This is a genomic window from Nocardiopsis terrae (genome assembly GCF_014651695.1).
Lineage (GTDB): Bacteria > Actinomycetota > Actinomycetes > Streptosporangiales > Streptosporangiaceae > Nocardiopsis > Nocardiopsis terrae.
The window spans coordinates 63,907-87,692 of sequence record NZ_BMXJ01000004.1; the positions used below are offsets into that span (position 1 = coordinate 63,907).

Below are 23,786 nucleotides of genomic sequence, written 5' to 3' on the forward strand. Positions count from 1 at the left end.
CGGCTCGAGATCGACCAGGAACCAGCCCCCGTGCGGTCATACCCACGTCCCGCACGGGGGCTTCCCGCTGCCCGGCCCCGGGCGACACACCCCGGCGGCGACGGGCCCCGAGACGCTACGCTCGGCCCGTGGCCTCCTCCGACTCCAGCACCTGCATCTTCCCCGGCTGTACCCGACCCGTGCCCCGCGGCTCCTCCCCCGGGCGCCCTCCCCAGTACTGCGACCTGCCCGAGCACACACGCTGGCGGGCGTGGAAGGAACGCCAGCGGCTGGCCCAGGAGGCGGAGCACGCCGAGGAGGCGGCCCGCGCCGACAGGAACGAGAACACACCCTCCGCGACGACCGGCCGGGAGGCCGAACCCGTCACCACGGCCCGGCTGCGCGCGGACGACCTGCTCACCCGCTTCGCCGTCCAGGCAGAACAACTCAGCGCGACCCTGAACTCGGCCACCGAGGCCTTCACCACCATGACCGACCCGGCAGCCGCCGAGTCCCAGGTCGAGGCGGCCCGGCTCGCCGCCTCCCGCCAGGTCTCGGAGGCCGACTCCGCCCGGTTGGAGGCGGAGAACCGCCGCCGGGAGGCCGAGACGGCCCGCCGTGCGGCGGAGGAGACCACCGCCGCCGCCGTGACCGCGACCCAGGACGCCGAGCGCATGGCCGAGGAGGCCCTGCACCGCCGCGAGGCGGCCGAGGCAGAACGCGACCGGCAGGCGGAACTGGCCCGGGTCGCGGCCGAGGAGCGCGACGCGGCCACCGCCGAGGCCAACGCCGGGCTGGCCGCGGCCGAACGCAGAATCACCGAGACCGCTGACCGTGCCCGCGCGGAACTGGAACGCGAGCGAGCCGAGGCCGAGCGGCGTCTGGAGCTGGCCCGGGCACAGACCGAACGCCTGCGCACGGAACTGGCCGAACAGTCACGCCGACGGGACGAGGCGGAACTGGCCGAACGCGGCGCCCTGGCCCGAGCCGAACGCGCCGAGGAGCAGGGCCGCCGCGACGCCGCGGCCCTGGAATCCGAGCGCTCCCGTCTGGGCACCGAACTGGAGCGCGCCCACCAGCGCCTGGAGTCCGACCGGGCGGCCGCCGAGTCCGAACGCGCCCGTCTCACCGCGGAACTGGACCGTCTGACGGCGGACCGCGAACGCCTGACCGGTGAACTCGACGCCCAGCGCCGCAACGCGGAACTCACCCTGGCGGAGGCCCGCGAGGCCGCGTCCGCCCGCCTGTCGGTGGCCGAGGAGGCCCGGGACCGGGCTCTGGAGCGGGCCGCACGGGCGGAGGCGGCGCTGGAGGAGACATCCGCGCAGGCGGCCGCCGGGGGGTCCTGACCGGAGACGGCCGCGCCCGCCCGGAGACCGACGTCCTGTTCGTCCCGTTCGGCTTAGGATGGGGCCCGTGCGAGATCTGGGAACCACTGGTGAGACCGGCCCGATGAACCTGGGCGAGGACGACTCCGCCAAGGGCCCGGAACGCGTCACCGTGGGTGAGCGGCCACGGCCGCGGGTCGACCTCAGGGCCGTGTTCGGTCTGGAGGCGGGCGCCTGGGCCTGGACGACCGCCGTGCAGGCGACCGTCGCGATGACGGTGTCCTTCGCCCTGGCGGCGCTGGCCTTCGGCCCCCAGGTCGGCACTCTCGCCGCGTTGGGGTCCATGACCGTCCTGTACGAGAAGAAGACCCCCTACTCCTACCGTGCGGCGGCCCTGGCCCTGGTGGGTCTGGGCTTCGTCGCGGCGGTGGCCGTCAACTCCCTGGCCGCGTCCCTCTCCCCGTGGGCGGCGGTGGTCTCCATCGGCCTGACCGCCGGGCTGGCCACCTGGGTCTGTGCGGCCTGGCGGGTGGACAAACCCGGGACGATGTTCTTCGTCCTGGTCGCCAGCATCTCCACGATCGCCCCCGGAGGCCTGGCCGACGTGCCCCTGCACGCGCTGGTCGCCGCCACGGGCGCGGCTGTGGGGTGGGCGGTGTCGATGTCGGGCGCCCCGGTGCGCGCCCGTCACCCCGAGTACCGGGCGGTGGCCGGGGCCTACCGTGCTCTGGCCACACTGCTCCGGGCCGTGGGCAGCCCCGAACTCGACCACGCCCAGCACAGGGCGTCGGTGGCCGTCGCCGAGGCGTGGCGGATCGTGCTCCTGGGACAGACCCGCGGTTACCGCACCACCTCCGAGGCGGCCCGGCTGCGCGCCCTGCTGCGCTGGGTGTCCGACATCCACCTGGCCGCGACCCAGGTGTGCATGACACGGCCCACGGCGCTGCCCGAACAGGCTGCGGAGTTCGCCGACCGGATGGCCCTGGCGGTCGCCGAGCCGGACCGGGCGCCCGACCCGGACTCCCTGGACGAGCTGCGCCGGGGCATGCGCCCGCGGTCGCTGGAGGCACGCCTGTACAACCTGCTGTCGCGGGCCTCCCAGGCCGCGCACCGGAGCGCCCAGGACGACGGGGAGGAGGACGACAAGCGCAGCGCCGACCTGCACGACGACCGCTACCCCGCGCTGTGGGGCTCACTGCGTTCCAGTCTGAGCGCCGACTCCCTGATCCGCCCCACCGCGCTGCGCATGTGGTTGACCGTGACCCTCGCGGGCGCGTTCGGGCTGTGGCTGGGCCTGGAGCACTACTACTGGGTGGCGCTGACCACGACCGCCGTCCTGCAGGGCGGCAACGTGGTGCTGACCCTGAACCGTTCGGTGCAGCGGTCGCTGGGTACCCTGCTGGGTGTGCTGGTCGGGGTCGCACTGCTCACGACCGACCTGCCGCTGGCCGCGGTCATCGTCCTGGCCGGGCTGTTCCAGGGCGGCACGCAACTGGTGGTGGGCCGTAACTTCTTCTACGCCTCAGTCCTGCTGACACCGATGGCGTTGCTGCTGTCCTACACCGCCAACCCCTACCCCGCCGCCGAGCTGGCGGGGTCGAGGATCATCGACACGCTGGTCGGTGCGGCCTTCGGCATGGCGGGGTCGCTGCTGCTCTGGCGCAGGGCGTCGGCGACCCGGCTTCCGCAGGCCATCGCGGGCGTGCTGGAGAGGACCCGCCAGTGCATGATGGCGGTGCTGGACCAGGACGTGGAGCTCACCGAGGAGCGCCGCTACCGGCTGCGCCGGGACATGCGGGCGGCTCTGGTGAGCCTGCGCGGCGTGTACGAGAGCGCGATCGGGGACGTGCCGCGGGCCGCTTCCACCCGCCCGCTGTGGCCGGTGGTGGTGGCCACCCAGCGCATCGGGTACCTCGCCCTGGCGGCGCTGTCCCAGGACCGCAGCCCCGATCCGGCGGGCACGATCACGCTCCAACGGGTGGACCTGGCCTTCCACGAGCTCATCCTGGCGATGGAGGAGCGGCGCACCCCCAGGCTGGGTGCTCTGCCCCGGTTGCCCGCCTACCCGCGGATCAACATGGAGCTGCGTGCGCTGGCCAACTCGATGACCAGCGCGGTGGCTCAGGACGAGCGCTCCGCCCAGCAGGAGGCCGAGCGCCGGGCCCAGCGCGAACGGCGCCGGGCCCAGAAGGACGTGGACGCCGACCTGTAGGCCCCCTTTTTCGCGGTGATCTTGCTACCAGGGGCGATTTCGGCGCCGAAGTTGCCCCTGGTAGCAAGATCACCGCGGTTGGGCCGGTGGTACTAGGCGAGCACGGCGAAGGCCCGGACGGGGAAGGCCGCCATGCCGCGGACCTTGGCGGGGACCGCGTAGAACGAGAAGCCCTCGGCGGGGAGCTGGTCGAGCAGGCACAGGTGCGTGACGATCGGGATGCCCGCGGCGAGCAGGGCGGCCTGCGCCGGGCGGGCGCCCTCGGCCGCGGGAGAGGTGTCGTCGACGCTGACCGAGTCGATGCCGACCAGGGTGGCTCCGGACTCGACCAGGGCCTTGGCCGCCGTCTCGGTCAGGTGGGGGTGGTCGGACCGCCCGTAGGCCTCGGTGCGCCAGTGCCGGTCCCAGCCCGTGCGTACCAGGACGGCGCGCCCGCGCAGGTCCAGACCGGAGAAGGCTTCGGGGCCGATCTGACGGCCCTCGGCCGCGTGGACCACGGCTCCGGGCAGGTCAGCGACCCTCTCCAGGTCCAGGTCGGCCGGGTCCGCCCCGTCCCGGTAACGGTGGGCGGGCATTTCGACGTGGGTTCCGGTCGCCCCGACCATGGTGACCCGTCCGCTGCTGTTCCCGTGTCCGGGAACACCGCCCGCGACGGTGGTGCTCTCCTCGATCACCGGTTCCGGCAGGCCCGGCCAGGTGGTCATTCCGTCGGTGATCTGGTGGCTGACATCGACCAGTTTCGGCATGGCTGTCTTCCTCGCTCGCGTCCGGAGAAGCCTCTGACCCGGGCCAGAGGTCTAGACCATAACCCTAGCGCGTGTGGTGCACGTCACGGCAGGGGTCGGGGAGTTCTCTTCGGCCGCCTCGGCCAGACAGCCACCCGCCGGACCCCGCTAAGCTCGGAGGGCACACCCACGGGTCGAGGCCCCGTCCGGTGCGTGCGAACCCCGCGAGCATCAGCGACCCACCGAGAAGGGGCGACTTCATAGTGTCACTGTACGGAGCAGCCAAGGCCGTCGTCGCGCCCGCCAGCCGCGTGGCGTGGCCGCAGAAGGTGGAGGGCACGCACCACGTCCCCGCGCAGGGCCCGGTGATCCTGGCCGCCAACCACCTGGCGCTCATCGACCCCCTCTTCATCGGGGTGGCCTGCCCCAGACCGGTGCGTTTCATCGCCAAGCAGGAGCTCTTCGACGAGAGCACACTGCCCAGGAAGGCGCTCTCACGGGTGCTGCGGGCGCTGGGCCCGCTGTCGGTGGACCGCCGCCCGGGCCAGAGCTCCCAGGAGGCGATGAACAACAGCCTGGAGGTCATCACCGGCGGAGAGGTCTTCGGGATCTTCCCCGAGGGCACCCGCTCCCCCGACGGCCGCCTGTACAAGGGGCAGACCGGCCTGGCCTGGCTGGCCCTGACGACGGGGGCGCCCGTGGTCCCGGTGGCGCTCGCCGGCACCGGGCGCATCCTGCCGCCCGGCCGCAGGATCCCCTCGCTCAACCGTGTCGGCGTGCGCTTCGGTGAGCCGGTCGACCTCTCCCCCTGGGCGGGGCAGGCCGGACGGGCCAAGCCGCGCCGGGAGGCGACCGACGCCATCATGAGTGCGATCGCCAAGCTGTCCGGCCAGGAGCAGGTGTCCCGGTACGCCGCCTCCGTCAAGGCCGAGCTCGAGCAGCAGTGACTTTCCCCACATTCATCTCGGGGCTGATTCTTCCTTGGCGGGGCGTTGACCCCACACTGAAGGCCCTTCCGGCGGACCCGGATCCGGCCCCCCACCTGGACTGTCGGCGCCGGGCGGACTTCGGGGCGTTTCCCCCCACCCGGCGGGGAGGGCAGAATTCCCTACCCTTATAGTGGGTTTTTCCGGTGGCGACATCGGATAGATTAGGCAAGCCTTACCTATGGCGTCCGACCCTGGCGCGAAGACTTGGAGCTGTGCGATGACGCGACCACTGCGAGTGGGAATCGTGGGTGCGGGCCCGGCGGGAATCTACGCCGCGGACCTGCTCACCAAGGACGAGACCCTGTCCGCGTGCGGCACGTCCGTCAGCATCGACATCCTCGACAAGCTGCCCTCCCCCTACGGCCTGGTCCGCTACGGGGTGGCCCCGGACCACCCCCGGATCAAGCAGATCCAGGGGGCCCTGCACAAGATCCTCGACAAGCCGGAGATCACCTTCTACGGCAACGTCGAGTACGGCGTGGACCTCAAACTGGAGGACCTGCGCCGTCACTACGACGCGGTCATCTTCGCCACCGGCAGCGACCGCGACCGCCAGCTGGACGTCCCCGGCGTCGACCTGCCCGGCAGTCACGGCGCCGCCGACTTCGTCTTCTGGTACGACTCCCACCCCGACGTCAACCCCTCCTGGCACGTCGACGGCACCAGCGTCGCCGTCATCGGCGCGGGCAACGTGGCCGTGGACGTCGCGCGCATCCTGGCCAAGGACGCCGACGACCTGCTGGCCACCGACATCACCGACAACGTCTACGAGGGCCTGCGCGCCAAGCAGATCACCGACGTGCACGTGTTCGCCCGGCGCGGCATCGCCCAGTGCAAGGCCACCCCGATGGAGCTGCGCGAGCTGGACAAGCAGCCCGGCGTCGAGGTCCTGGTCTACGCCGAGGACTTCGAGATGGACGAGGGCAGCCTCCGGGCCTGCGAGGAGTCCAACCAGGTCAAGACCAACGTCAAGGTCCTGCAGAACTGGGCGATCCGGGACGAGCGCGGCGCCGAACGCCGCCTGCACCTGCACTTCCTGCACTCACCCGTGGAAATCCTGGGAGAGGACAGGGTCACCGGCCTGCGGACCGAGCGCATGGAGCTGACCGGCGACGGCAACGTCAGGGGCACCGGCGAGTACGTCGAGACCGAGGTGCAGGCCGTCTACCGCGCCATCGGCTACCTGGGTTCCCCCCTGGCCGACCTGCCCTTCGACGAGGAGCGGGGCGTGGTGCCCAACTCCGGGGGCCGGGTCCTGGACCTGGACGAGGAGCACGTCGACGGGGTCTACGCCACCGGATGGATCAAGCGCGGCCCGGTCGGCCTCATCGGCCACACCAAGGGCGACGCACTGGAGACCGTGACCAACCTGGTCGCCGACCGTGAGTCCTTCACGCCGGCCGCCGAGCCCGACCCGGTCTCCTTCCGGGCCCTGCTCACCGAGCGCGGTGTCCAGTACACCACCTGGGAGGGCTGGAAGCGGATCGAGGCCAAGGAGGAGGAGCTGGGCGCCGAGCGCGGACGCAAGCGCCTCAAGCTGCTCTCCCGCGCGGAACAGACCAGCGTCGCACGCCAGGCCTAGGCCTTCGTGTGAGCTTCCCGGCCGGTCCCGTACCCCTTTGCGGGACCGGCCCCTTGTCTTTACCCGATCTGTGCCTTCTGTCACCGTGAGATTGCGCATGCGGCTGTCTCAGGGTTCGTGGAACAACTCCCCGGACTGATGGGTTAGAGTCACTGTTGGTCGGTGTGGTAGCAAGTGTCCCCCGGGCCTCAACTATTGCCTTCGCGGAATACCGCGTCCGGCACCCGCCCTCCGAGGCGGGCTGATCGGACGGCCAGGAGCCCCGTTGTGCCCCGCGCCGAGAGGCGACCGCCATGCCGACCATCATCCTCGTGCCCCGCTCCCACCGAGGTGGGAGCGGGGCATCGTGGTATCTCCTGAAAACGTAACGAAGGACGGTCAGGCGTGGACGAACGGTCCCCCCGGCAGCCGGATTCCTCCGGGCCGCCCGAGGATTCGGACGGCACAGAGGCACATCGGCCGCGCCCGGAGAACCCCTACCGCATCCCCCAACGGCCTCCCGGGGCCCGCCCCGTGGACACCGGAGACTTCAGGTTCGATCACCCGCGCCCCGCGGACCCCGTGGCGCCCCCCGCTCCCGTACCCGAAGCCCCGCCCGCGGACCCGAACGAGGCACCACGGGGCCCCGGGCAGCAGTGGGGGCAGCCAGCACAGGGCGCCGACCGCGGCTGGGACGCCCCGGAGGGCACCCCGGCCGCAGGCACGCCCGAGCCCTCGGGCGCCTGGGACGCTCCCGGCCGGGGCGACCAGCCGTCCTGGGGCAGTCCCGTCGACCCCTCCGCCGCCCCTGCCCCCGCTGAGGAACCGTGGGGCACCCCCGTGCAGCCCCGGCCCCCGCAGGCCGAGGGCTGGAGCGCGCCCGCCGAGCCGCAGGGCCCGCAGGAGGCCTGGGGCGGCCCCGCCCGCTCCCCACAGGACTGGAGCGCCCCGCTGGAGCCCCAGCCCTCGCACGAGAGCTGGAGCGCACCGGCCGAACCGCAGGGCCCGCAGGAGGCCTGGGGCGGCCCCGCCCACTCCCAGCGCGACTGGAGCGCACCGGCCGAGCCGCAGGGCCCGCCGCCGGGCTGGAACGACCCCGCCGGCGCCCAACCCCCGCAGGAGGGCTGGAGCGCTCCGGGGACCGGCCCGCAGCCCGGCTGGGGGCAGGCCGCCCAGAACCAGGGGAACCCCGGGACCTCCCCCGAAGCTTGGGGCACCCCGTACGCGGGGCAACCCGCCTATGCGGGCGACACGCCCTACCCCGGTACCGCACCCGCGCCTTACGGCGGAACGGAGTCCGGCCCGTACGAACCCGGCCAGGGAGAACCCGGGCCGTCGGCCGGGGAGAACCAGAGCGACAGCTACGGGTTCCTCTACGGCGGCGGTGACCGGGGCGCTCCCTCAGGTCCGCAGGGCCCGGACGGGCCGGACGAGCCCTACGGATACGAGGACGACGCCTACGACCCCGGGCCCCCGCCGCCCCGGCGCAGATCCCGCCGCGGGCTGGTCATCGGCCTGGTCGCGAGCGTGGTCGTGCTGGCGCTGATCGGCGCCGGGGCGGGCTGGTACGTCTACACACTGCCCCAGCCCGAGGAGGCCACGGCCGAGTACGAGGCCGCCTGGGAGGAGCAGGACTACGCACGTCTGGCCGCCGTCACCACCGGTGAGGACGCCGAGACGGTCATGGGAGGGATCGACACCGGTCTGGGCGTCGAGGCCGTCGACGTCGAGGTCGGAACGCCCGTCACGGAGGGCGGCACCGGCAGCGCCCCCTACGAGGTGACCGTGTCCCTGACCAACGCCGACGACTGGGGTTGGGAGGGCGAGCTTCCGCTGCTGCGCGAGGACGGGGAGTGGTGGGTCGAGTTCTCCCCCGAGGTCGCCTTCCCCGGGCTGGGCGAGGGCCAGGTGCTGGCCCGTACCGCGGTGTGGGGCGAGCGCGGCCGGATCCTGGCCGCTGACGGCACCCGGTTGGACACCCCGGACGTGGCCGGTTCCCTGCAGATGATCGTGGGCGCCCTGGGCGAGGCCGACGAGGAGGACGCCGAGCGACTGGGCCCGGCCTACGACGTCGGCGACACCGTCGGTGTGAGCGGGCTCCAGCGCACCTACGAGGAGCACCTGGCCGGCGAGGCCGCGACCACCATCCTGATGGTGGACGCCGCCGAGGCCGAGGACCTGGCGTCCGTGGAGGTCACCGAGGAGAACACGGTCGCGGCCCTGGACGGCTCCGACGGCGCGGACATCACCACCAGCATCGACATGGGCGTCCAGAACGCGGCCGCCAACGCCATCATCAAGGCCGACGACCCCGCCGGTCTGGTGGCGGTGCGCCCCTCCACCGGGGAGATCCTGGCTGCGGTGAACGTTCCCGGCGGGTTCAACCGGGCCTTCGAGGGCCAGTACCCGCCCGGGTCCGCCTTCAAGATCATCACCTACAGCTCGCTGTTGGACAACGGCCTCTCGGTGGACGCCACCATGGAGTGCCCCGAGGAGTACGACCTGGGCGGTTGGCCGTTCCGCAACGCGGGCGGCGCCGAGTACGGCGCGCAGACGGTGACCGAGGCGTTCGCGACCTCCTGCAACACCTCCCTGGTACAGGAGGTCGACCAGTACCTGAATCCGGAGACCCTGCAGGCCAGCGCCGAGCAGTTCGGCATGAACGCCCCGCTGGACATCGGTGTGCCCACCCACGAGCCGAGCTTCCCGCCCGTGGACAGCTCCACCATGATGGGCGCCCAGGGCATCGGCCAGGGCCAGATCCTCACCTCGCCGCTGCACATGGCGACGGTGCCCGCAGCGGTCGCCGACGGTTCCTGGCGACACCCGGTGCTGGTCACCGAACCCGCCCAGGAGGACCTGCCCGGACCCAACCCGATCGGTAACGCCGAGGCGCTGCGTCCGATGATGCGCGCGGTGGTCACCGAGGGCACGGCCAAGGACGTCGCCTTCCAGGGCGAGGTGTACGGCAAGACCGGCAGCGCCGAGTTCGGCACCCCCGAGGAGGACGAGGAACTTCCCACCCACGCCTGGATGGTCGGTTACAAGGGCGATGTCGCCTTCGCCGTCGTGGTCGACGGCGGTGGCGGCGGCGGATCCGTGGCCGGACCGCTGGCAGCCGACTTCACGAACGCGCTCTAGCGGCACCCGGAGCGGTAGCGGCCGGACCGGCCGTCGGGCCCCGCCCGGGAGAGGTGATCTCCCGGGCGGGGCCCTTGTCGTGGGGAAGCGCTCCGGCTATCCGACCGGTTCGGCGGGCTCGGGCGGTCCGTCCGCCGGCTCGCCCTCCGGTGCCGGCCCGGGGACGCTCTCCTGTGAGGTCTCGGCCGGGGCGGGCGCCTCGGGCTGCGGGGCGCTCGGGGTGAGGACGAACAGCATCACCAACAGTCCCGCGGTCACCGCGGCGATCAGGCCGCAGGCGACCCACGGCTTCCAGCTCCGCAGCCCCGGATCAACCGGGGCGTCGGGATCATCGCTCCCGAAGGCCTCAAGGCGGCCGGCAAGGTCCGGCGCGTCCTCGCTGAGCTGCCGCTCGATCTGCGCGAGGACTCTGCGCTCATGCTCTCTCAGGGACATGGAACCCTCCTCAGCCGCAGGGGCAAGGACTGTCGTCACCGGGTGTTCTACAGTCTCCCCCAGGTGGGGCCCGGATATCCAAGCGCGCACAGGATTTCCACTCGTTTTTCGCGAACGGCACCAAAAAGGCACATCTCGTTCCGACATGTGAGAGCCGTGTGTCACCACGATCCGGGCCCCCGGACCCGTAGCGGGGCGCACGGCCCACACCCTGCCCCGACCCGCGCGAGGCCCCGGCTCAACCCGGATAACACTCGACCTCGGAGGCCTTGACCCCCGCCCAGACCGTGTCCCCACGGGACAGACCGAGTTCGGCCAGGGCCGCGGGGGTGATGTCCGCGGCCAGGGAGGGCGGGCCGAGCAGATGCACACGGACCTGGTCGCCGAAGCGTTCGATCCCGTCCACGGTCAGCCGCCACACGTTGCGCGTGCTGCCGTGGGGGTGTTCCGGGTACAGGGCCACCGCACGCGGCGGGAAGGCCACCAGGGCCGGCCCCCGGCAGGGCTCGCGCACCGAAACCCGGACCCGGCCCCCGGGGGCCGGGTCGGCGAGCTCCACCACCTCCCCGGCCCCCTCCCCCCGGAACAGGTTCAGACCCACCAGGCGCGCCACGTAGGAGGTGCGCGGCCGCCGCGCCACCTCGGCGGGTTCGCCCCGCTGCACCACCCGGCCCGACTCGACCACCGCGATGCGGTCGGCCAGCACCATCGCGTCCAGCGGGTCGTGGGTGACCAGCACCGTCACCCCGTCGAAGTCCTCCAACAGGCGGCGCAGGCGGGCCCGGACGTCGATGCGGGTGCTGGCGTCCAGCGCCGCCATCGGTTCGTCCAGCAGCAGCAGCCGGGGGCGTACCGCCAGGGCACGGGCCAGGGCGACCCGCTGGGCCTGGCCGCCGGAGAGCTCTCGCGGGCGCGCGCGGGCGTGGTCGGCCAGGTCCATGTGGTCGAGCAGCTCGGCCGCGCGGGAGCGCGCCTCGGCCCTGGCCGCACCCTGGCAGCGCGGTCCGAAGGCGACGTTGTCCAGGGCGCTCAGGTGCTCGAAGAGCAGATAGTCCTGGAAGACCATGCCGATGGGGCGGTGTTCGACGGCCGTGGTGGTCTCGTCCGATCCGTCCACGAACACGTGTCCCCCGGCGAGGGGTGCCAGCCCGGCCAGGGCGCGCAGTGCCGAGGACTTGCCCGCACCGTTGGGACCCAGCAGCGCGAGGACCTCCCCCGGTTCGGCGGTCAGCGCCACGTCGAGGGTGAAGTCGCCCCGGCGCAGGCGCAGCTCGGCGTCGAGCGCGGGGCCGGCCGTGGACGCGGGAACGGAGGCCCCGGATCGGGTCCCGGAGGCACGCTCCGGCGGCCTCATGCGGCCCTCACCCACCTCTCGCGCAGAGTGGCCAGGACGGCCAGGGACACCAGGAGCAGGACGAGGCTGAGCACGACTGCGGCCTCAGGGTCGCGCTGCATGGCCATGTACACCGCCAACGGCATGGTCTGGGTGGTACCGGGGAAGTTCCCGGCGAAGGTGATGGTCGCGCCGAACTCACCGAGGGCTCGCGCCCAGCACAGCACCGCCCCGGCGGCGATACCGGGAAGGACCATGGGCAGGGTGACCCGGGCGAAGATCGTGACGCGGCTGGCGCCGAGGGTGGCGGCGGCCTCCTCGTAGCGCCGGTCGGCCCCGCGCAGGGCCCCCTCCACACTGATGACCAGGAAGGGCATGGCCACGAAGACCTGGGCGATGACCACGGCGGCGGAGGTGAAGGGCAGGGTCAGGCCGAACCAGGCGTCCAGGTACCGGCCGATCACTCCGTTGCGGCCCAGGACCATCAGCAGGGCCACCCCGCCCACGACCGGCGGGATCACCAGGGGGACGGTGACCAGCGCCCGCACGAGTCGGCGGCCGGGGAACTCGGTGCGGGCCAGCAGCCAGGCCAGGGGGACGCCGAACAGCAGGGAGACGGCGGTGGCCGCGGTGGCGGTGGACAGTGACAGCCACAGGGCCGCCACCACGTCGGGATCGGTGACGCGGGCGCCCATGGCGGGCCAGGGCGCCCGGAGGAGCATCCCCGCGAAGGGGAGGACCAGGAAGAGGACGCCGGCCACTGCGGGGACGAGGAGGATCCAGGGCACCCGCCCCGAGCGGGGGCGCGGGGCGCGTCGGCTCGCGCGCGTCACGACGGCGGTCACGGTGTACCGAACCCCGCCTCCCGCAGGACCGGGGCGCCCTCGGTGGCGACGAACCCGGCCCAGTCGGCGGCCAGGTCCGGGTCGGCGGCTCCGGCGAGGACAGCGATCGGGTAGTCGTTGGCGGCCTCCTCGGCCCCGGGGAACTCCAGGCCCTCGACGCGGCCCCCGGCGGAGGCGACGTCGGTGGCGTAGACCAGGCCCGCGTCGACCTCGTCGAGTTCGACCTTGGTGAGCACCGCCCGCACGTCCTCCTCCAGGGTGACCGGGGTGACCTCCAGACCCGCCGCTTCCAGGGCGGTCGCGGTGGCGGAGCCGCAGGGCACCTCCTGCGCGCAGAAGGCGACCGAGACGTCGTCCTCGGCCAGGTCGGCGAGCCCGCCGACCCCGGCCGGGTTGTCCGGAGGCACGGCGATCCGCAGGGTGTTGGTGGCGAAGACCAGCGCGTCCCCGCCGTGCTCGGCGGCCCAGTCGGCGTCCAGGCCCTCACCGTCGACGACCTGCCCCATGGTGGCGGTGTCGGCGGCGGCGAAGACATCGGCGGGGGCGCCGGAGTTGATCTGCTGGGCGAGTTCGCTGCTGCCCGCGAAGTTGAGGGTGACCGTGACCCCCGGCCGCTCCTGCTCGAAGGAGCCCGCGATCTCCTCGAAGACGTCGATCAGGGAGGCCGCGGCGAAAACGGTGAGCTCCCCGCCGGCCCCGGAACCGTCACCCCCTCCTCCGGCACCCGGGCCGGAGGCGCAGGCTGTCGCCCCCAGGACCAGGGCCGTCAGCGCGGCGGCCCGTCCGCGAAAGGGGCCGTCCGGGCGCGGGCGGCGGCCCCGGATGTGCTCACGCATGCCGGCCTCCGGCGGTCTCGACGACGACGTTGGTGGACTTGACGACCGCCGTCGCCACGGTCCCGACCCGGAGTCCGAGCTCGTCGGCGGCCTCCCGGCTCATCAGGGAGACCACCCGGTGCGGCCCGGCCTGGATCTCGACCCCGGCCATCACCCGGTCGCGGACGACGTTGGTGACCAGCCCCCGGAAGCGGTTGCGGGCGGAGGAGACGCTGCGGCCGGGGTCCTCGTCCGCTCCGGCGCGCATGAAGGCGGCGAGTTCGGCGCCGTCGAGCCGACGGCGCCCGGAGGTGTCGCGCTCGGCGGGCAGCCGACCGGAGTCCACCCAGCGGCGCACGGTGTCGGCGCTGACGCCGAGCAGCTCGGCGGCCTCACTGATCTGAAAGGTCGGCATGGGACGAACCTACTAGTCTCATCTGCGATGACGTCATGGACGTTCTGCTAGCAGATCATAACTTCCTCACGGATTTACTGTGGTTTTTGCCAGACCGCGGACATGCGAACGGGCCCGCCCCCTTCGTGGGGGGCGGGCCCGCAGGTCCCGCTGGAGCGGCGGCCCCGGCCGGACGCCGCCGCTCCGGTGCGGCCCGGGTCAGCTGCGCGGGTCCGCGATCTCGCTGACCGGTCCCTCCGCCCGGTAGTCGTCCAGAGCGGTGACCACGTAACCGGCACCGTCCTCCAGGGGCTCGGTGTCGGTCAGCGTGGAGCCGCCGGTCATCCCGACCAGGTTCTCCGGTGCCAGCGCGGCGCAGTAGGCCTGGTCGTCACCGTCCTCCAGGGCCTGGGCCGCGTCGGCCGGAAGACGGTAGACCGCGTAGAAGCGGGCGTCCTCGATCTGCTGCCACTCGACCTCGACCGTGCCGTCGCCCTCCTGGGCGGAGACGCCGGTGGGCGCGTCGGTCAGGGGCCCCTCGTCCCCGGGCGAGTCGATCACCGGGGGCAGCGCGGGCCCGGCGTAGTGGGTTTCGATCAGGTGCTCGACCGCGCCGCCGTTCTCCCGCAGGCTCCTGATGGAGAAGTAGATGTCTCCGGAGACCTGGTCGAGCTCACCCGAGAAGTCGAGTTGGCTGCTCAGCGCGTCGTCGTCGGTCCAGCCGTCATCACCGAGACGGTAGGCGGCCTGGCCCACGTACAGGTCGACGCCGGTTCCCTCGACCTCGTTGGCCCACCACTCGGTCAGAGCTTCGTAGTCGGCCGTGGCGAAACCCCGCTCCCAGTACAGCTGCGGAGCGACGTAGTCGACGGTGCCCTCCTCGATCCAGGTACGGGTGTCCGCGTACTGGGCGTCGTAGGACTGCAGCCCCGAGCTGGGCGAACCGGTGGGGTCGGTGCTGTCGTTGCGCCAGATGCCGAACGGGGAGACACCGAAGCTCACCCAGGGCTTGGTCTCCTGGATCTGGCCGTGCACGTCACGCATGAGCTGGTTGACGTTCTCGCGCCGCCAGTCGCCGCGGTCGTCGAAGTCGCCGCCGTGCGCCTCCCAGCTGGCGTCGTCGTCGAAGGTAGCGCCGTCCTTCGGGTACGGGTAGAAGAAGTCGTCGAAGTGCATGCCGTCGATGTCGTAGCGCTCGACCACGTCCATGATGACGGAGGTGACCCACTCCCGGACCTCGGGGTTGCCGGGGTCGACGTAGGCCTCGGTGCCGAAGTCGACCAGCCACTCCGGGTTCTGTCTGACGGGGTGGTCGTCGGCGAGGTTCTCCACGTCGGGGTCCTGGAGCCCCACCCGGTAGGGGTTGAACCAGGCGTGCATCTCCAGGCCGCGCTCGTGCGCCTCCTCGACCGCGTACTCCAGCGGGTCGTAGCCCGGGTCGCCGCCCTGTTCCCCGGTGAGGTAGCGGGCCCAGGGTTCGAGATCGGACTCGTACACGGCGTCGGCGGTGGGCCGAGCGTGCAGGAAGACGGCGTTCAGCCCCATTTCGACCGACTCGTCGAGCCACGCGTCGAGTTCGGCCTTCTGCTCCTCGGCGGACAGGCCGGGTTCGGAGGGCCAGTCGATGTTGCGGACCGTGGTGAGCCAGGTGCCGCGCATCTGGCGCTTGTCGCCGTCGGCGGTGCAGGCGGCGGGGGCCGCCAGCCCCTCGCCTCCGGCCACGGGGTCCCCGGCCCCGGAGTCGCTCCCGTTCGCGGAACACCCGGCCAACAGCACCGTGGTCGCGGCGGCGGCCGCCGCCCACCGTGTTCCGGCGCGCGGCGTGGTCACGGCCCGTGCCATCGAACGCATCAACAATTCCCTCCGGCCTGTCCGCGCACCGCCGTCCCCCTGGCGTCGCGCCGCGACCCAGATTAAAGCAAGATGTCAATTTTTGGACACGATCCGACCAATGTGTGGATAACATCGCACAGTGTGATCGCCGGGAATCTTGTCCCAGGTCAGCGAAACACCGCGGGGCGGGCGCCGGAAACGGCCGGGTGCCCCGGCCCTGCCGCCCGTCTCCGGCCCCCGGCGCAGCCCCCGGAGGAGGCGGGGACACGGATCTCCCGGGCCCGCCGTACGCGCCGGACCAGGGGCACGGCGTGCCGGACCGGGACCTAGACTTTCCTGCTGTGAACGCCGTGCTGAGCCCACCGAAACTGTTCGTCCGCACCGTCCCCCTGCGCGACCGCGCCGGCAGCCTCGTCCGTCGGCTGCCCGAGGGAGCGGCCCTGGCCTGGTTGTCCGGGGACGACGGGATCGTGGGCTGGGGCGAGGCGGCACGGTTGGAGCCCGAAGCCGCCCCCGCCGGGACTCCGCCCACCGACAACTCCCGTATCGCCCAGGCGGCCCGCTGGTTCACCGGACTGCTGGAGCACGCCGAGGTCGAGGACGAGGTGGGCCTGCCCGGCACCGGCCTGGTCACCTTCGGCACGTTCACCTTCGCTCCCACCTCCCCGGGGTCGGCGCTCGTCGTGCCCCGGGTACTCGTGGGCCGCCGCGGCGACCGCGCCTGGCTGACCACCGTCACCGACGAGCCCGTCGAGCATCCCGAGGAGCTGCTGCGCCCCGCCACCGAGCCGCGCCCGGTCGGGCCCCTGGAGTGGCGGCCCGGTTCACTGACCCGTCAGGAGTGGATGGACGCGGTCGCCGGGACTGTCGGGCGCATCCGGGCGGGGGAACTGGAGAAGGCCGTACTGGCCCGGGACGCCATCGCCCGGGCGCAGTCCCCCGTGGACGTGCGCGTCCTGCTGGAGCGGCTGCGCACCCGGTTCCCGTCCTGCTTCACCTTCTCCGTCGCCGGCATGGTCGGGGCCACCCCCGAGTTGCTGCTGCGCCGGGAGGGTGACCAGCTCACCTCGCTGGTGCTGGCCGGGACCCGCCCCCGCGGCGAGGACGCCGAGTCCGACCGGCGCCTGGGCCAGGAGATGATGGCATCGGCCAAGGACGTCGAGGAACACGGGCTGGCGGTGGACTCGCTGCGCGCCGCGCTGGAACCGCTCGCCGCGGAGCTGGCCGTCCCCGCCTGGCCGCACCTGCTCGGACTCGCCAACGTCCAGCACCTGGCCACCCGCGTCCACGCCCGCCTCGCCCCCGGGGTCTCGGCACTGGACGCGGTGGCGGCCCTGCACCCCACCGCGGCCGTGGGCGGGACCCCCACCGAAACGGCGATGCGGCTGATCGGTGAGGTCGAGGGGATGGACCGGGGCGGTTACACCGGGCCGGTCGGCTGGCTGGACGGCGCGGGCAACTCCGAATGGGGGATCGCGCTGCGCTGCGCCCGCGTGGACGGTTCAAGCGCGCGCCTGTACGCCGGCGGGGGGATCGTGGCCGGTTCGGACCCCGCCGCGGAGGCCGCCGAGACCGAGTCGAAGTTCCGGGTGATGCGCGAGGCCCTCGCCGACCCGCGGGGCTGAGTGCCCCGGAGACCCCCGGGGGCCGGGGCCGAGGTGGGGCGGACACGGGGTTCCGCGCCCGAAACGGGTTCTTGACATCCTGGAAACACCGCTGCGGCATCTTCGTGCCGTGAACGTCGAACTGGTCCCCTGGGACGACCCCGAGGCCGCCGCGCTGCGCTCCGGACAGCGGCGGGAGATCGCCGAACGGTACGGCACTCCCGACTCCGAGCCCGGAACCCCGCCCTCCGCCGCCGACATCGCCGTGTTCGCGGTGGTGCGCGACGGCGCCGACAGGGCCGTGGGCTGTGGCGGCCTGCGCGACCTCGGTGAGGGAGCCGGTGAGGTCAAACGCATGTACGTGCTGCCCGAGCACCGAGGTTCGGGGGCGGCGGCGGTGTTGTTGAACGCCCTGGAGGAGTGGGCGCGCGATCGGGGGTGGAAGTGCCTGCGGCTGGAGACCGGTGACCGCCAGCCAGATGCGGTGCGCTTCTACACCCGTTCCGGCTACACGCCCGTGCCCGCCTTCGGCGCCTACGCGGACTCCCCCGGTTCCCTGTGCTTCGAGCGGACCCTCTAGCGGCAACTGATTCTCGACTCCGGGGCCGGGAAGAGGACCGGCCCCGGTCCCTCCCCCACGACGGAGAGGACCGGGGCCGGGGCCTGCGCCGGGCCCGTGGGGCCCGACCGGGTCAGGTCACCGCTGTCGCGGCCGGTTCACTGGCCGACGTCGCGGCCGGCCTGGTGCCAGATGCACGCCACGGACGGGCGGGGGAAGTCGCCGTCGGGCCAGGTGCTGGTCGGCGACTCGAAGGTGCCGTTGTCGCCCGGGTGCTGCGGCGCGAGGAAGACGGTCTTGTTGTCCTCGCTGATGAAGGGGCCGCAGGCCTCCGCGCGCACCGGCACCGTGGCGAAGGTCTTGAGCTCGCCGCGGAAGCGGCCCTCGACCGGCATGACGTGCAGGGCGTCGGCCGTGCCCAGCGAGCCGGGCTGGCCGTCGGTGGAGATCCACAGGTTGCCGTGCTTGTCGAAGGCCAGGTTGTCCGGCGACGAGATCGGCATCACCTTGGACTTGTCGAAGCCCGCGTAGTAGGTGTCGTCGTCCTCGGGGTCGCCGCACACCAGCGGCACGTTCCAGCCGAAGGACGTGGCGGCGTTGTCCTCGCCGTCCTCGATGATCTCCAGGATGTGGCCGTAGCGGTTGGGGCCGCGCGGGTTGGGCTCGTCGGCCTGGCCCGGCTCGCGGGCGGAGTTGTTGGTCAGGGCGCAGTAGACCTTGCCGGTGACCGGGCTGGGCTCGAAGTCCTCGGGGCGGTCCATCTTGGTGGCGCCCGCGGCGTCGGCCGCCAGCCGGGTGTGGACCAGCACCTCCTCGACGCTGAAGCCACGGACGAAGCTCTTGGTGGAGTTGCACAGGGCGATCCACTCGCCGGTGCCGTCGAACTCCCCGTCGGCGGGCAGGGCGCCGGAGCCGTCGATCTCCTCGGCCGGGCTGTTGCCGGTGAGCCTGGCGACGTAGAGCGTGCCCGAGTCCAGCAGCGTCAGGTTCTGGCGGCGCGACCCCTCGACGTACCGGCCGTCACTGACGAACTTGTACATGTAGTCGAAGCGCTCGTCGTCGCCCAGGTACACCACGACCCGCCCGTCGGCGGCCAGGATGGTGTTGGCGCCCTCGTGCTTGAAGCGGCCCAGCATGGTGCGCTTGACCGGCTTGGCCTGGGGGTCGAGGGGGTCGATCTCGACGACGTAGCCGAACCGGTTGGCCTCGTTGGGGTGCTTGGACAGGTCGAAGCGCTCGTCGACCCGGTCCCACCGGCGACCGGAGGCACGGGTGCTCAGGCCGTAGCGGTTGGTCTCGGCGGTGCCGGGCGCGTTGCTGAAGTACTGGTGGAAGTTCTCCTCCCCGCTGAGGAAGGTCCCCCAGGGGGTCATACCGCCCGCGCAGTTGTTGAGCATGCCCAGGACCTCGGTGCCCGTGGGGTCGGCCTCGGTCCTGAGCAGGTCGCTGCCGGCGGCGGGGCCCGAGAGGGTCACGGGGGTGGAGGTGTGGATGCGCCGGTTGAAGGAGCGCTCGCCCTCCGACAGCTTCCACTGGCCGGTCCCGCCGACGCGCTCCAGCTCGACCAGGGAGCCGCCGTGCGCGGCCATGACGACGCGGAGCTGCTCGGGGTCGGCGTTGGCTCCGCCGTTCCAGCCCGCGAACATGATGCTCTCGTTGGTGTACTCGTGGTTCACCCAGAGCAGGCCGTGGTCGTCGTCGAGCTGGTGGAAGCCGACGTAGTCGCAGTTGTAGCCGAACTGCTGGGCCTGGGCCTCGGCGGTCTGGGCGTTGACGTCGAACTCGGGGGCGCCGGGCAGGACGGGGTCGCCCCAGCGGATGATGACGTGCTGCTCGTAGTGCTTGGGCACGGTGAGCGCGTCGTCGTTGTTGGGCAGCACGCTCTTGAAGGTGAGGCGGGGCGCGGGGTGGGGGCGGTTCGGGCCGCGCTCGGCCGCCGCCGGGGTGAGGGAGGCCAGGCCGAAGGCGCTGGCCCCGGCGGTCACCGCGCCGGCGCGCAGCGCGGAGCGGCGGGAGAGGACGCCCTGGAAGATGTCGCCGAAGTAGGAGTTGGAGCTGGTGTTGGGCGCGGGGTGGAAACAGGCGTCGCCGCAGCGGTAGTGGCACGTCGCGCGGGATCTGCCGCCGCCCACGAGGTCGAGGAGGGGAAGCCGACGGCGCGGGGTCGCGGATTCGGGCACGCGTTACTCCTTGGGGATCGTGACCGCTCACACGCCCCGGGAGGAGCTGCGGGGCTCCGCCCGGGGTGCGGAGGCGATCGTGCAGGAGGTCTCCTGCCTGGTCGCTCACGACCTTGGCCGAGGTTTCACACGCTCCGGTGAAACCCGGGTGAACGCACCTACAACTCCCCCCACATGTCGGGGGTGCTCACTCCGCACAGTCGTACGAACACTCAACGTGTGACCCTAGGCTGATCCTCGACTACCCCCGGGCTCCCGTCCACCAGCCTCGCCCCGGCGGGTCGCGCTCCGAGCGGCCCCGGGCCTCAGTCGTACGTTCTGCCCAGCAGGGCTCCCTGACCGGACTGCAGCACGTGTGCGGACTCCAGCGGGATCCAGAAGCACTCGAACCGGACCGGTTCCCCGGCCCCGTCGTCGTCCTCGGCGGAGAACCAGCGCCGGGGTACCGGTCCCTCCACCGCCAGCAGGAAGAAGTGTCGGCGCTGGAGCTCGAACCGGTACGGGGCGAGGTCGTGCTCGGCGGTCCCCAGCTCGCGCACCACGCGCAGGCCCGCCGGTCCGGTCTCCTCCCGGGCCTCCCGCAGGGCCGCCTCCTCCGGGGACTCGCCCGGGCGCACACCGCCGCCCGGGACCTGCAGCCCGACTTCCTCCGGCGGGTGGTCGACGTGGCGGAACACCAGCAGCCGTCCCGCACGGACGACGTAGCAGAGCGCCTTGTCGCGGACCGTCCGGACGGTCACACGGCTCCCGTGCTGCGGCCGACGGGGACGATGAGCGGACCGCCGGTGACCGGGTCCTCGGTGACCACGGCCTCCAGGTCGAAGGCCTTCCGCAGGAGTTCGGGGGTGAGCACCTCGGCGGGGCTCCCGCTGGCCACCACCCGGCCCTCGCGCATGGTGATGACGGTGTCGGCGTAGCGCGCGGCCAGGTTCAGGTCGTGCAGCACCATCACGATCGTCCGCCCGCCCTGCCGGTGCAGTTCCTGGACCAGGTCCAGGACGTCGACCTGGTGCACCAGGTCCAGGAACGTGGTGGGTTCGTCCAGCAGCAGCAGGTCCGTGCCCTGGGCCAGCACCATCGAGATCCACGCGCGCTGGCGCTGGCCTCCGGACAGTTCCTGGATCGGGGTGTCGGCCAGCTCCAGCAGGCCGGTCTGTGCGAGGGCCCGGGAGACCGCCTGGTGGTCGTCGCCCGACCACTGCCGGTACCACCGCTGGGACGGGTGACGGCCCCGGGCGACCAGGTCGGCGACGGTGAGGCCGTCAGGGGCGACCGGCTGCTGCGGAAGGACCCCCAGCACCTGTGCCACCTCGCGGGTGGGCACCCGGTGGATGTCGCGGCCGTCGAGCTCGACCACGCCCGACTTCGGACGCATGAGGCGGCCCAGGGCGCGCAGCATAGTGGACTTCCCGCAACCGTTGGGCCCGATCACGCAGGTGATGGTGCCCTCGACGATGTCGGCGTCCAGGCCGTCGACGACGGTGTGGTCGTCGTAGGCCAGGGTGAGGCCGCGGGCGCTCAGCCGGGAGGGTGCGCGGTCGGTGGCGGGGCCCTCGGCCTGAGCGGCTGGACTGGGTGAAGTGGTCACGCTTGGGCCTTTCGGTTGCCGCGGACGAGCAGGTAGATGAGGTAGAGGGCGCCCAGGCAGCCGGTGACCACACCGACCGGGAGCTGGATGTTGGTCAGCAGGTTGCGGGCGATGAGGTCGGCGCCGCAGGTCAGTGTGGCCCCCACCAGGGCGGACAGCAGGACCGGCGGCCTGGGTGCGCGGGCCAGGCGCAGGGCGATCTGCGGGCAGGCCAGGGAGACGAACAGGATCGGCCCGGCGGCCGAGGTCCCGAAGGCGGCCAGCAGCACGGCCAGCACCAGCATCGAGGTGCGGGCCCGTTCCAGGGGCAGGCCCAGGCCCCGGGCCACGTCGTCGCTGTAGGAGAGCGTGTCCAGGGTGCGCGCGGCCACCAGGGCCAGCGGCAGCAGCACAGCCAGGGCCAGGGCGGTGGGCAGGGCGTTGGTCCAGGTCCGCATGGTCAGGCTGCCCGCGATCCACACCATGGCGCGGCCGGTGTCGGTGACCTCGCCGAGGGTGAGCATCCACAGGGTGATGTTCATCAGGACCGCCGACATGCCCACGCCCACCAGCAGCAGCCGGTAGCCGTCGATGCCGCCGCGACGGGCCAGGGCGTAGCAGAGCAGGCCGGAGGCCAGTCCGCTCACGAGGGCGACGGCGGGGATGCCGAAGGAGGCCGTGGTGCCGCTGACGATGCCGTAGCTGCCGCCGAACGCCAGGACCGCGACCACGCCGGCGCTGGCTCCGTGGGTGACGCCGAGCAGGTCGGGGCTGGCCAGGGGGTTGCGCATGATGGTCTGGGTGACGGCCCCGGCCGCGGCCAGGGCGGCTCCGGCCAGCAGACCGACCACCACGCGGGGCATTCGCACCCGCCAGAGCGTGAAGTAGTGCTCGTAGTCGGTGCCGATGATGTGCGCCCACACCTGGCCGGGGGTCAGGACGGTCTCCCCGATCATGAGGTTGAGCCACACCAGCACGGCCATGACCAGTGTCGTCACGGCGCCGGCCAGGACGAAGCGCGGCCGCCACGGGAGCGCCACGGGCCCCAGGCGCAGGACCCGGTACCGCAGTGCCAGGCGGGCCAGGGCGCGCTCGCGGCCGTCGGTGGGGGTGAGGGTGGAGGTCATAGGGAGAGCAGCCTCCGGCGGCGGACGACGTAGATGAAGAACGGGGCACCGATCAGGGCGAGGACCACACCGACCTGGAGTTCGCCCGGCGGGGCGAGGAAGCGGCCGAGCACGTCGGCGGTCAGGAGCAGGACCGCGCCCATCAGGGCCGAGTAGGGCAGCAGCCACCGGTGGTCGGAGCCGGCGACGGCCCGGGCCACGTGCGGCACGATGAGGCCGACGAAGGCGATCGGCCCGCAGGCGGCCACGGTGGCGCCGGTGAGCAGGGTGATGGCGACCAGCCCCGTCAGGCGGGCCCGGCCCACCCGGTGTCCCAGGGCGCGTGCGGTGTCCTCGCCCAGGGCCAGGGCGTTGAGCGCGCCGGCGTTGGACAGGGCGAGGAGGATGCCCACGACCACGAAGGGCAGCAGCTGGGGGATGATGTCGGGGTCGCGGCCCACGAGGGAGCCCACCCGCCAGAACCGGAAGTTGTCCATGGTGGCCCGGTCCAGCAGGACCACCCCCGAGACCACGGAGTAGCACAGCCAGCTGACGGCGGTCCCGGCCAGGGCCAGGGTGATGGGTGTGGGTCCGCGTCCGGGGACGGAGCCGATGGCGTAGACGACGACGGCGGCGAGTGCGGCGCCGCCGAAGGCGAGCGCGGACTGGGCCTGGACTGCGGTGATGCCGGCCAGCGCGATGCCCAGGACGACCGCCAGGGCGGCCCCGAAGGTGACGCCGAGGATGCTGGGGTCGCCGAGGGGGTTGCGGGTGTGGCCCTGCATGAGTGCGCCGCCCAGTCCCAGGCTGATCCCGGCGAGCACGCCCAGGGCGGTGCGGGGCAGCCGGATCTGGTGGACGATGATGTCGGCCTCGCGGTCGGCGGTCCCGGCGAGCGCCTGCCACACGGTTACGGGGTCCAGGGCGCGGGCGCCCACGAGGACGCTCGCGGCCACGACCGCTCCCAGGGCGAGCGCCAGGGCCGCCAGCCCGGCGAGGCGACGTGCGCGTCGGGCCCCGAGTACGCCCCCGCGCAGGTCGGAGGCGTCCGGGGCGGGGGCCGACACGGGGCTCGGGGGCGGCCCGCTGGTGTCGTGCACCGAGGTCTCCCATCATGACGAAGGCCAGGTCAACCTTAGTTAGGTTTGCCTAGCCACACTTTGATGATCTAAGTTTGCCA

At 72.8% G+C, this 23,786-nt stretch carries 19 protein-coding genes; 7 read left to right on the forward strand and 12 right to left on the reverse strand.

The genetic code is table 11. The annotated features are described in order from the left end of the window. Positions 1-128: 128 nt before the first annotated feature. Together IE195_RS11845 and IE195_RS11850 are read left to right on the forward strand one after the other, a co-directional pair. The gene (locus IE195_RS11845; protein WP_191270668.1) at positions 129-1,328 is read left to right on the forward strand and encodes a coiled-coil domain-containing protein; all 1,200 of its coding nucleotides are present in this window, start codon (positions 129-131) and stop codon (positions 1,326-1,328) included. 103 nt (positions 1,329-1,431) lie between these two features. Next, positions 1,432-3,519, forward strand: a complete 2,088-nt coding sequence (locus IE195_RS11850; protein WP_191271555.1) for an FUSC family protein — start codon at positions 1,432-1,434, stop codon at positions 3,517-3,519. Positions 3,520-3,611: 92 nt separating this feature from the next. Here the strand turns inward: IE195_RS11850 and IE195_RS11855 are convergent, their stop codons facing one another. Then, a complete protein-coding gene (locus IE195_RS11855) occupies positions 3,612-4,265 on the reverse strand; it encodes a cyclase family protein (protein WP_191270670.1) in 654 nt (217 codons plus the stop codon). Between the two features lie 242 nt (positions 4,266-4,507). Between IE195_RS11855 and IE195_RS11860 the strand changes: the two genes are divergently transcribed. The 3 genes from IE195_RS11860 to IE195_RS11870 all read left to right on the forward strand — a co-directional run bounded on the left by IE195_RS11860 (position 4,508) and on the right by IE195_RS11870 (position 9,935). Continuing rightward, the gene (locus IE195_RS11860; RefSeq protein ID WP_191270672.1) at positions 4,508-5,191 is read left to right on the forward strand and encodes a lysophospholipid acyltransferase family protein; all 684 of its coding nucleotides are present in this window, start codon (positions 4,508-4,510) and stop codon (positions 5,189-5,191) included. 277 nt (positions 5,192-5,468) lie between these two features. Continuing rightward, positions 5,469-6,815 carry an FAD-dependent oxidoreductase gene (locus tag IE195_RS11865; RefSeq protein ID WP_191271557.1) on the forward strand — a complete coding sequence of 449 codons (1,347 nt, stop codon included), beginning with the start codon at positions 5,469-5,471 and terminating at the stop codon, positions 6,813-6,815. 561 nt (positions 6,816-7,376) lie between these two features. Beyond that, positions 7,377-9,935 carry a penicillin-binding transpeptidase domain-containing protein gene (locus IE195_RS11870; protein WP_373295657.1) on the forward strand — a complete coding sequence of 853 codons (2,559 nt, stop codon included), beginning with the start codon at positions 7,377-7,379 and terminating at the stop codon, positions 9,933-9,935. A 96-nt stretch (positions 9,936-10,031) separates the two neighbouring features. Here the strand turns inward: IE195_RS11870 and IE195_RS11875 are convergent, their stop codons facing one another. From IE195_RS11875 to IE195_RS11900, 6 genes are all read right to left on the reverse strand, one after another. Continuing rightward, positions 10,032-10,370 (reverse strand): DUF3040 domain-containing protein, encoded by a 339-nt coding sequence (locus IE195_RS11875; protein ID WP_191270677.1) that lies wholly within the window; start codon positions 10,368-10,370, stop codon positions 10,032-10,034. Positions 10,371-10,608: 238 nt separating this feature from the next. Next, positions 10,609-11,724 (reverse strand): ABC transporter ATP-binding protein, encoded by a 1,116-nt coding sequence (locus tag IE195_RS11880; RefSeq protein ID WP_191270679.1) that lies wholly within the window; start codon positions 11,722-11,724, stop codon positions 10,609-10,611. After that, a complete protein-coding gene (locus IE195_RS11885) occupies positions 11,721-12,536 on the reverse strand; it encodes an ABC transporter permease (RefSeq protein WP_229826179.1) in 816 nt (271 codons plus the stop codon). The genes IE195_RS11880 and IE195_RS11885 overlap by 4 nt, the downstream gene beginning before the upstream one ends. Positions 12,537-12,544: 8 nt before the next feature. Continuing rightward, complete coding sequence (gene modA / locus IE195_RS11890) at positions 12,545-13,384, reverse strand: molybdate ABC transporter substrate-binding protein (protein ID WP_191270683.1); 840 nt, start codon at positions 13,382-13,384, stop codon at positions 12,545-12,547. Further along, entirely contained in the window at positions 13,377-13,778 is a 402-nt protein-coding gene (locus tag IE195_RS11895; protein ID WP_191270685.1) for a TOBE domain-containing protein, read from the reverse strand. Before IE195_RS11895 ends, modA begins: the two co-directional genes overlap by 8 nt. Positions 13,779-13,976: 198 nt before the next feature. Then, positions 13,977-15,608, reverse strand: coding sequence for a glycoside hydrolase family 10-like protein (locus IE195_RS11900; protein WP_191270687.1), 1,632 nt, complete (start codon positions 15,606-15,608; stop codon positions 13,977-13,979). A gap of 323 nt (positions 15,609-15,931) precedes the next feature. On the opposite strand from IE195_RS11900, the gene IE195_RS11905 reads away from it, so the two are divergent. Continuing rightward, positions 15,932-17,215: an isochorismate synthase gene (locus IE195_RS11905; RefSeq protein ID WP_191270689.1), complete on the forward strand. Its 1,284-nt coding sequence runs from the start codon at positions 15,932-15,934 to the stop codon at positions 17,213-17,215. Positions 17,216-17,324: 109 nt separating this feature from the next. Beyond that, positions 17,325-17,774: a GNAT family N-acetyltransferase gene (locus tag IE195_RS11910; protein ID WP_191270691.1), complete on the forward strand. Its 450-nt coding sequence runs from the start codon at positions 17,325-17,327 to the stop codon at positions 17,772-17,774. 137 nt (positions 17,775-17,911) lie between these two features. Here IE195_RS11910 and IE195_RS11915 read toward each other — a convergent pair whose 3' ends face one another. From IE195_RS11915 to IE195_RS11935, 5 genes are all read right to left on the reverse strand, one after another. After that, positions 17,912-19,933, reverse strand: a complete 2,022-nt coding sequence (locus IE195_RS11915; RefSeq protein ID WP_191270693.1) for a PhoX family protein — start codon at positions 19,931-19,933, stop codon at positions 17,912-17,914. A gap of 305 nt (positions 19,934-20,238) precedes the next feature. Then, the gene (locus IE195_RS11920) at positions 20,239-20,673 is read right to left on the reverse strand and encodes an NUDIX hydrolase (protein ID WP_191270695.1); all 435 of its coding nucleotides are present in this window, start codon (positions 20,671-20,673) and stop codon (positions 20,239-20,241) included. Further along, positions 20,670-21,521 (reverse strand): ABC transporter ATP-binding protein, encoded by an 852-nt coding sequence (locus tag IE195_RS11925; protein WP_191270697.1) that lies wholly within the window; start codon positions 21,519-21,521, stop codon positions 20,670-20,672. Before IE195_RS11925 ends, IE195_RS11920 begins: the two co-directional genes overlap by 4 nt. Next, a complete protein-coding gene (locus IE195_RS11930; protein WP_191270699.1) occupies positions 21,518-22,627 on the reverse strand; it encodes a FecCD family ABC transporter permease in 1,110 nt (369 codons plus the stop codon). The genes IE195_RS11925 and IE195_RS11930 overlap by 4 nt, the downstream gene beginning before the upstream one ends. Continuing rightward, positions 22,624-23,706: a FecCD family ABC transporter permease gene (locus IE195_RS11935; RefSeq protein WP_191270701.1), complete on the reverse strand. Its 1,083-nt coding sequence runs from the start codon at positions 23,704-23,706 to the stop codon at positions 22,624-22,626. The genes IE195_RS11930 and IE195_RS11935 overlap by 4 nt, the downstream gene beginning before the upstream one ends. Positions 23,707-23,786 lie beyond the last annotated feature (80 nt).

Bases quoted from the DNA above. Each gene is read 5' to 3' on its own strand.
- IE195_RS11900 (WP_191270687.1), bottom strand. From the start codon at position 15,608: ATGCGTTCGATGGCACGGGCCGTGACCACGCCGCGCGCCGGAACACGG.
- IE195_RS11895 (WP_191270685.1), bottom strand. From the start codon at position 13,778: ATGCCGACCTTTCAGATCAGTGAGGCCGCCGAGCTGCTCGGCGTCAGC.
- IE195_RS11855 (WP_191270670.1), bottom strand. From the start codon at position 4,265: ATGCCGAAACTGGTCGATGTCAGCCACCAGATCACCGACGGAATGACC.
- IE195_RS11880 (WP_191270679.1), bottom strand. From the start codon at position 11,724: ATGAGGCCGCCGGAGCGTGCCTCCGGGACCCGATCCGGGGCCTCCGTT.
- IE195_RS11875 (WP_191270677.1), bottom strand. From the start codon at position 10,370: ATGTCCCTGAGAGAGCATGAGCGCAGAGTCCTCGCGCAGATCGAGCGG.
- IE195_RS11930 (WP_191270699.1), bottom strand. From the start codon at position 22,627: ATGACCTCCACCCTCACCCCCACCGACGGCCGCGAGCGCGCCCTGGCC.
- IE195_RS11850 (WP_191271555.1), top strand. From the start codon at position 1,432: ATGAACCTGGGCGAGGACGACTCCGCCAAGGGCCCGGAACGCGTCACC.
- modA (WP_191270683.1), bottom strand. From the start codon at position 13,384: ATGCGTGAGCACATCCGGGGCCGCCGCCCGCGCCCGGACGGCCCCTTT.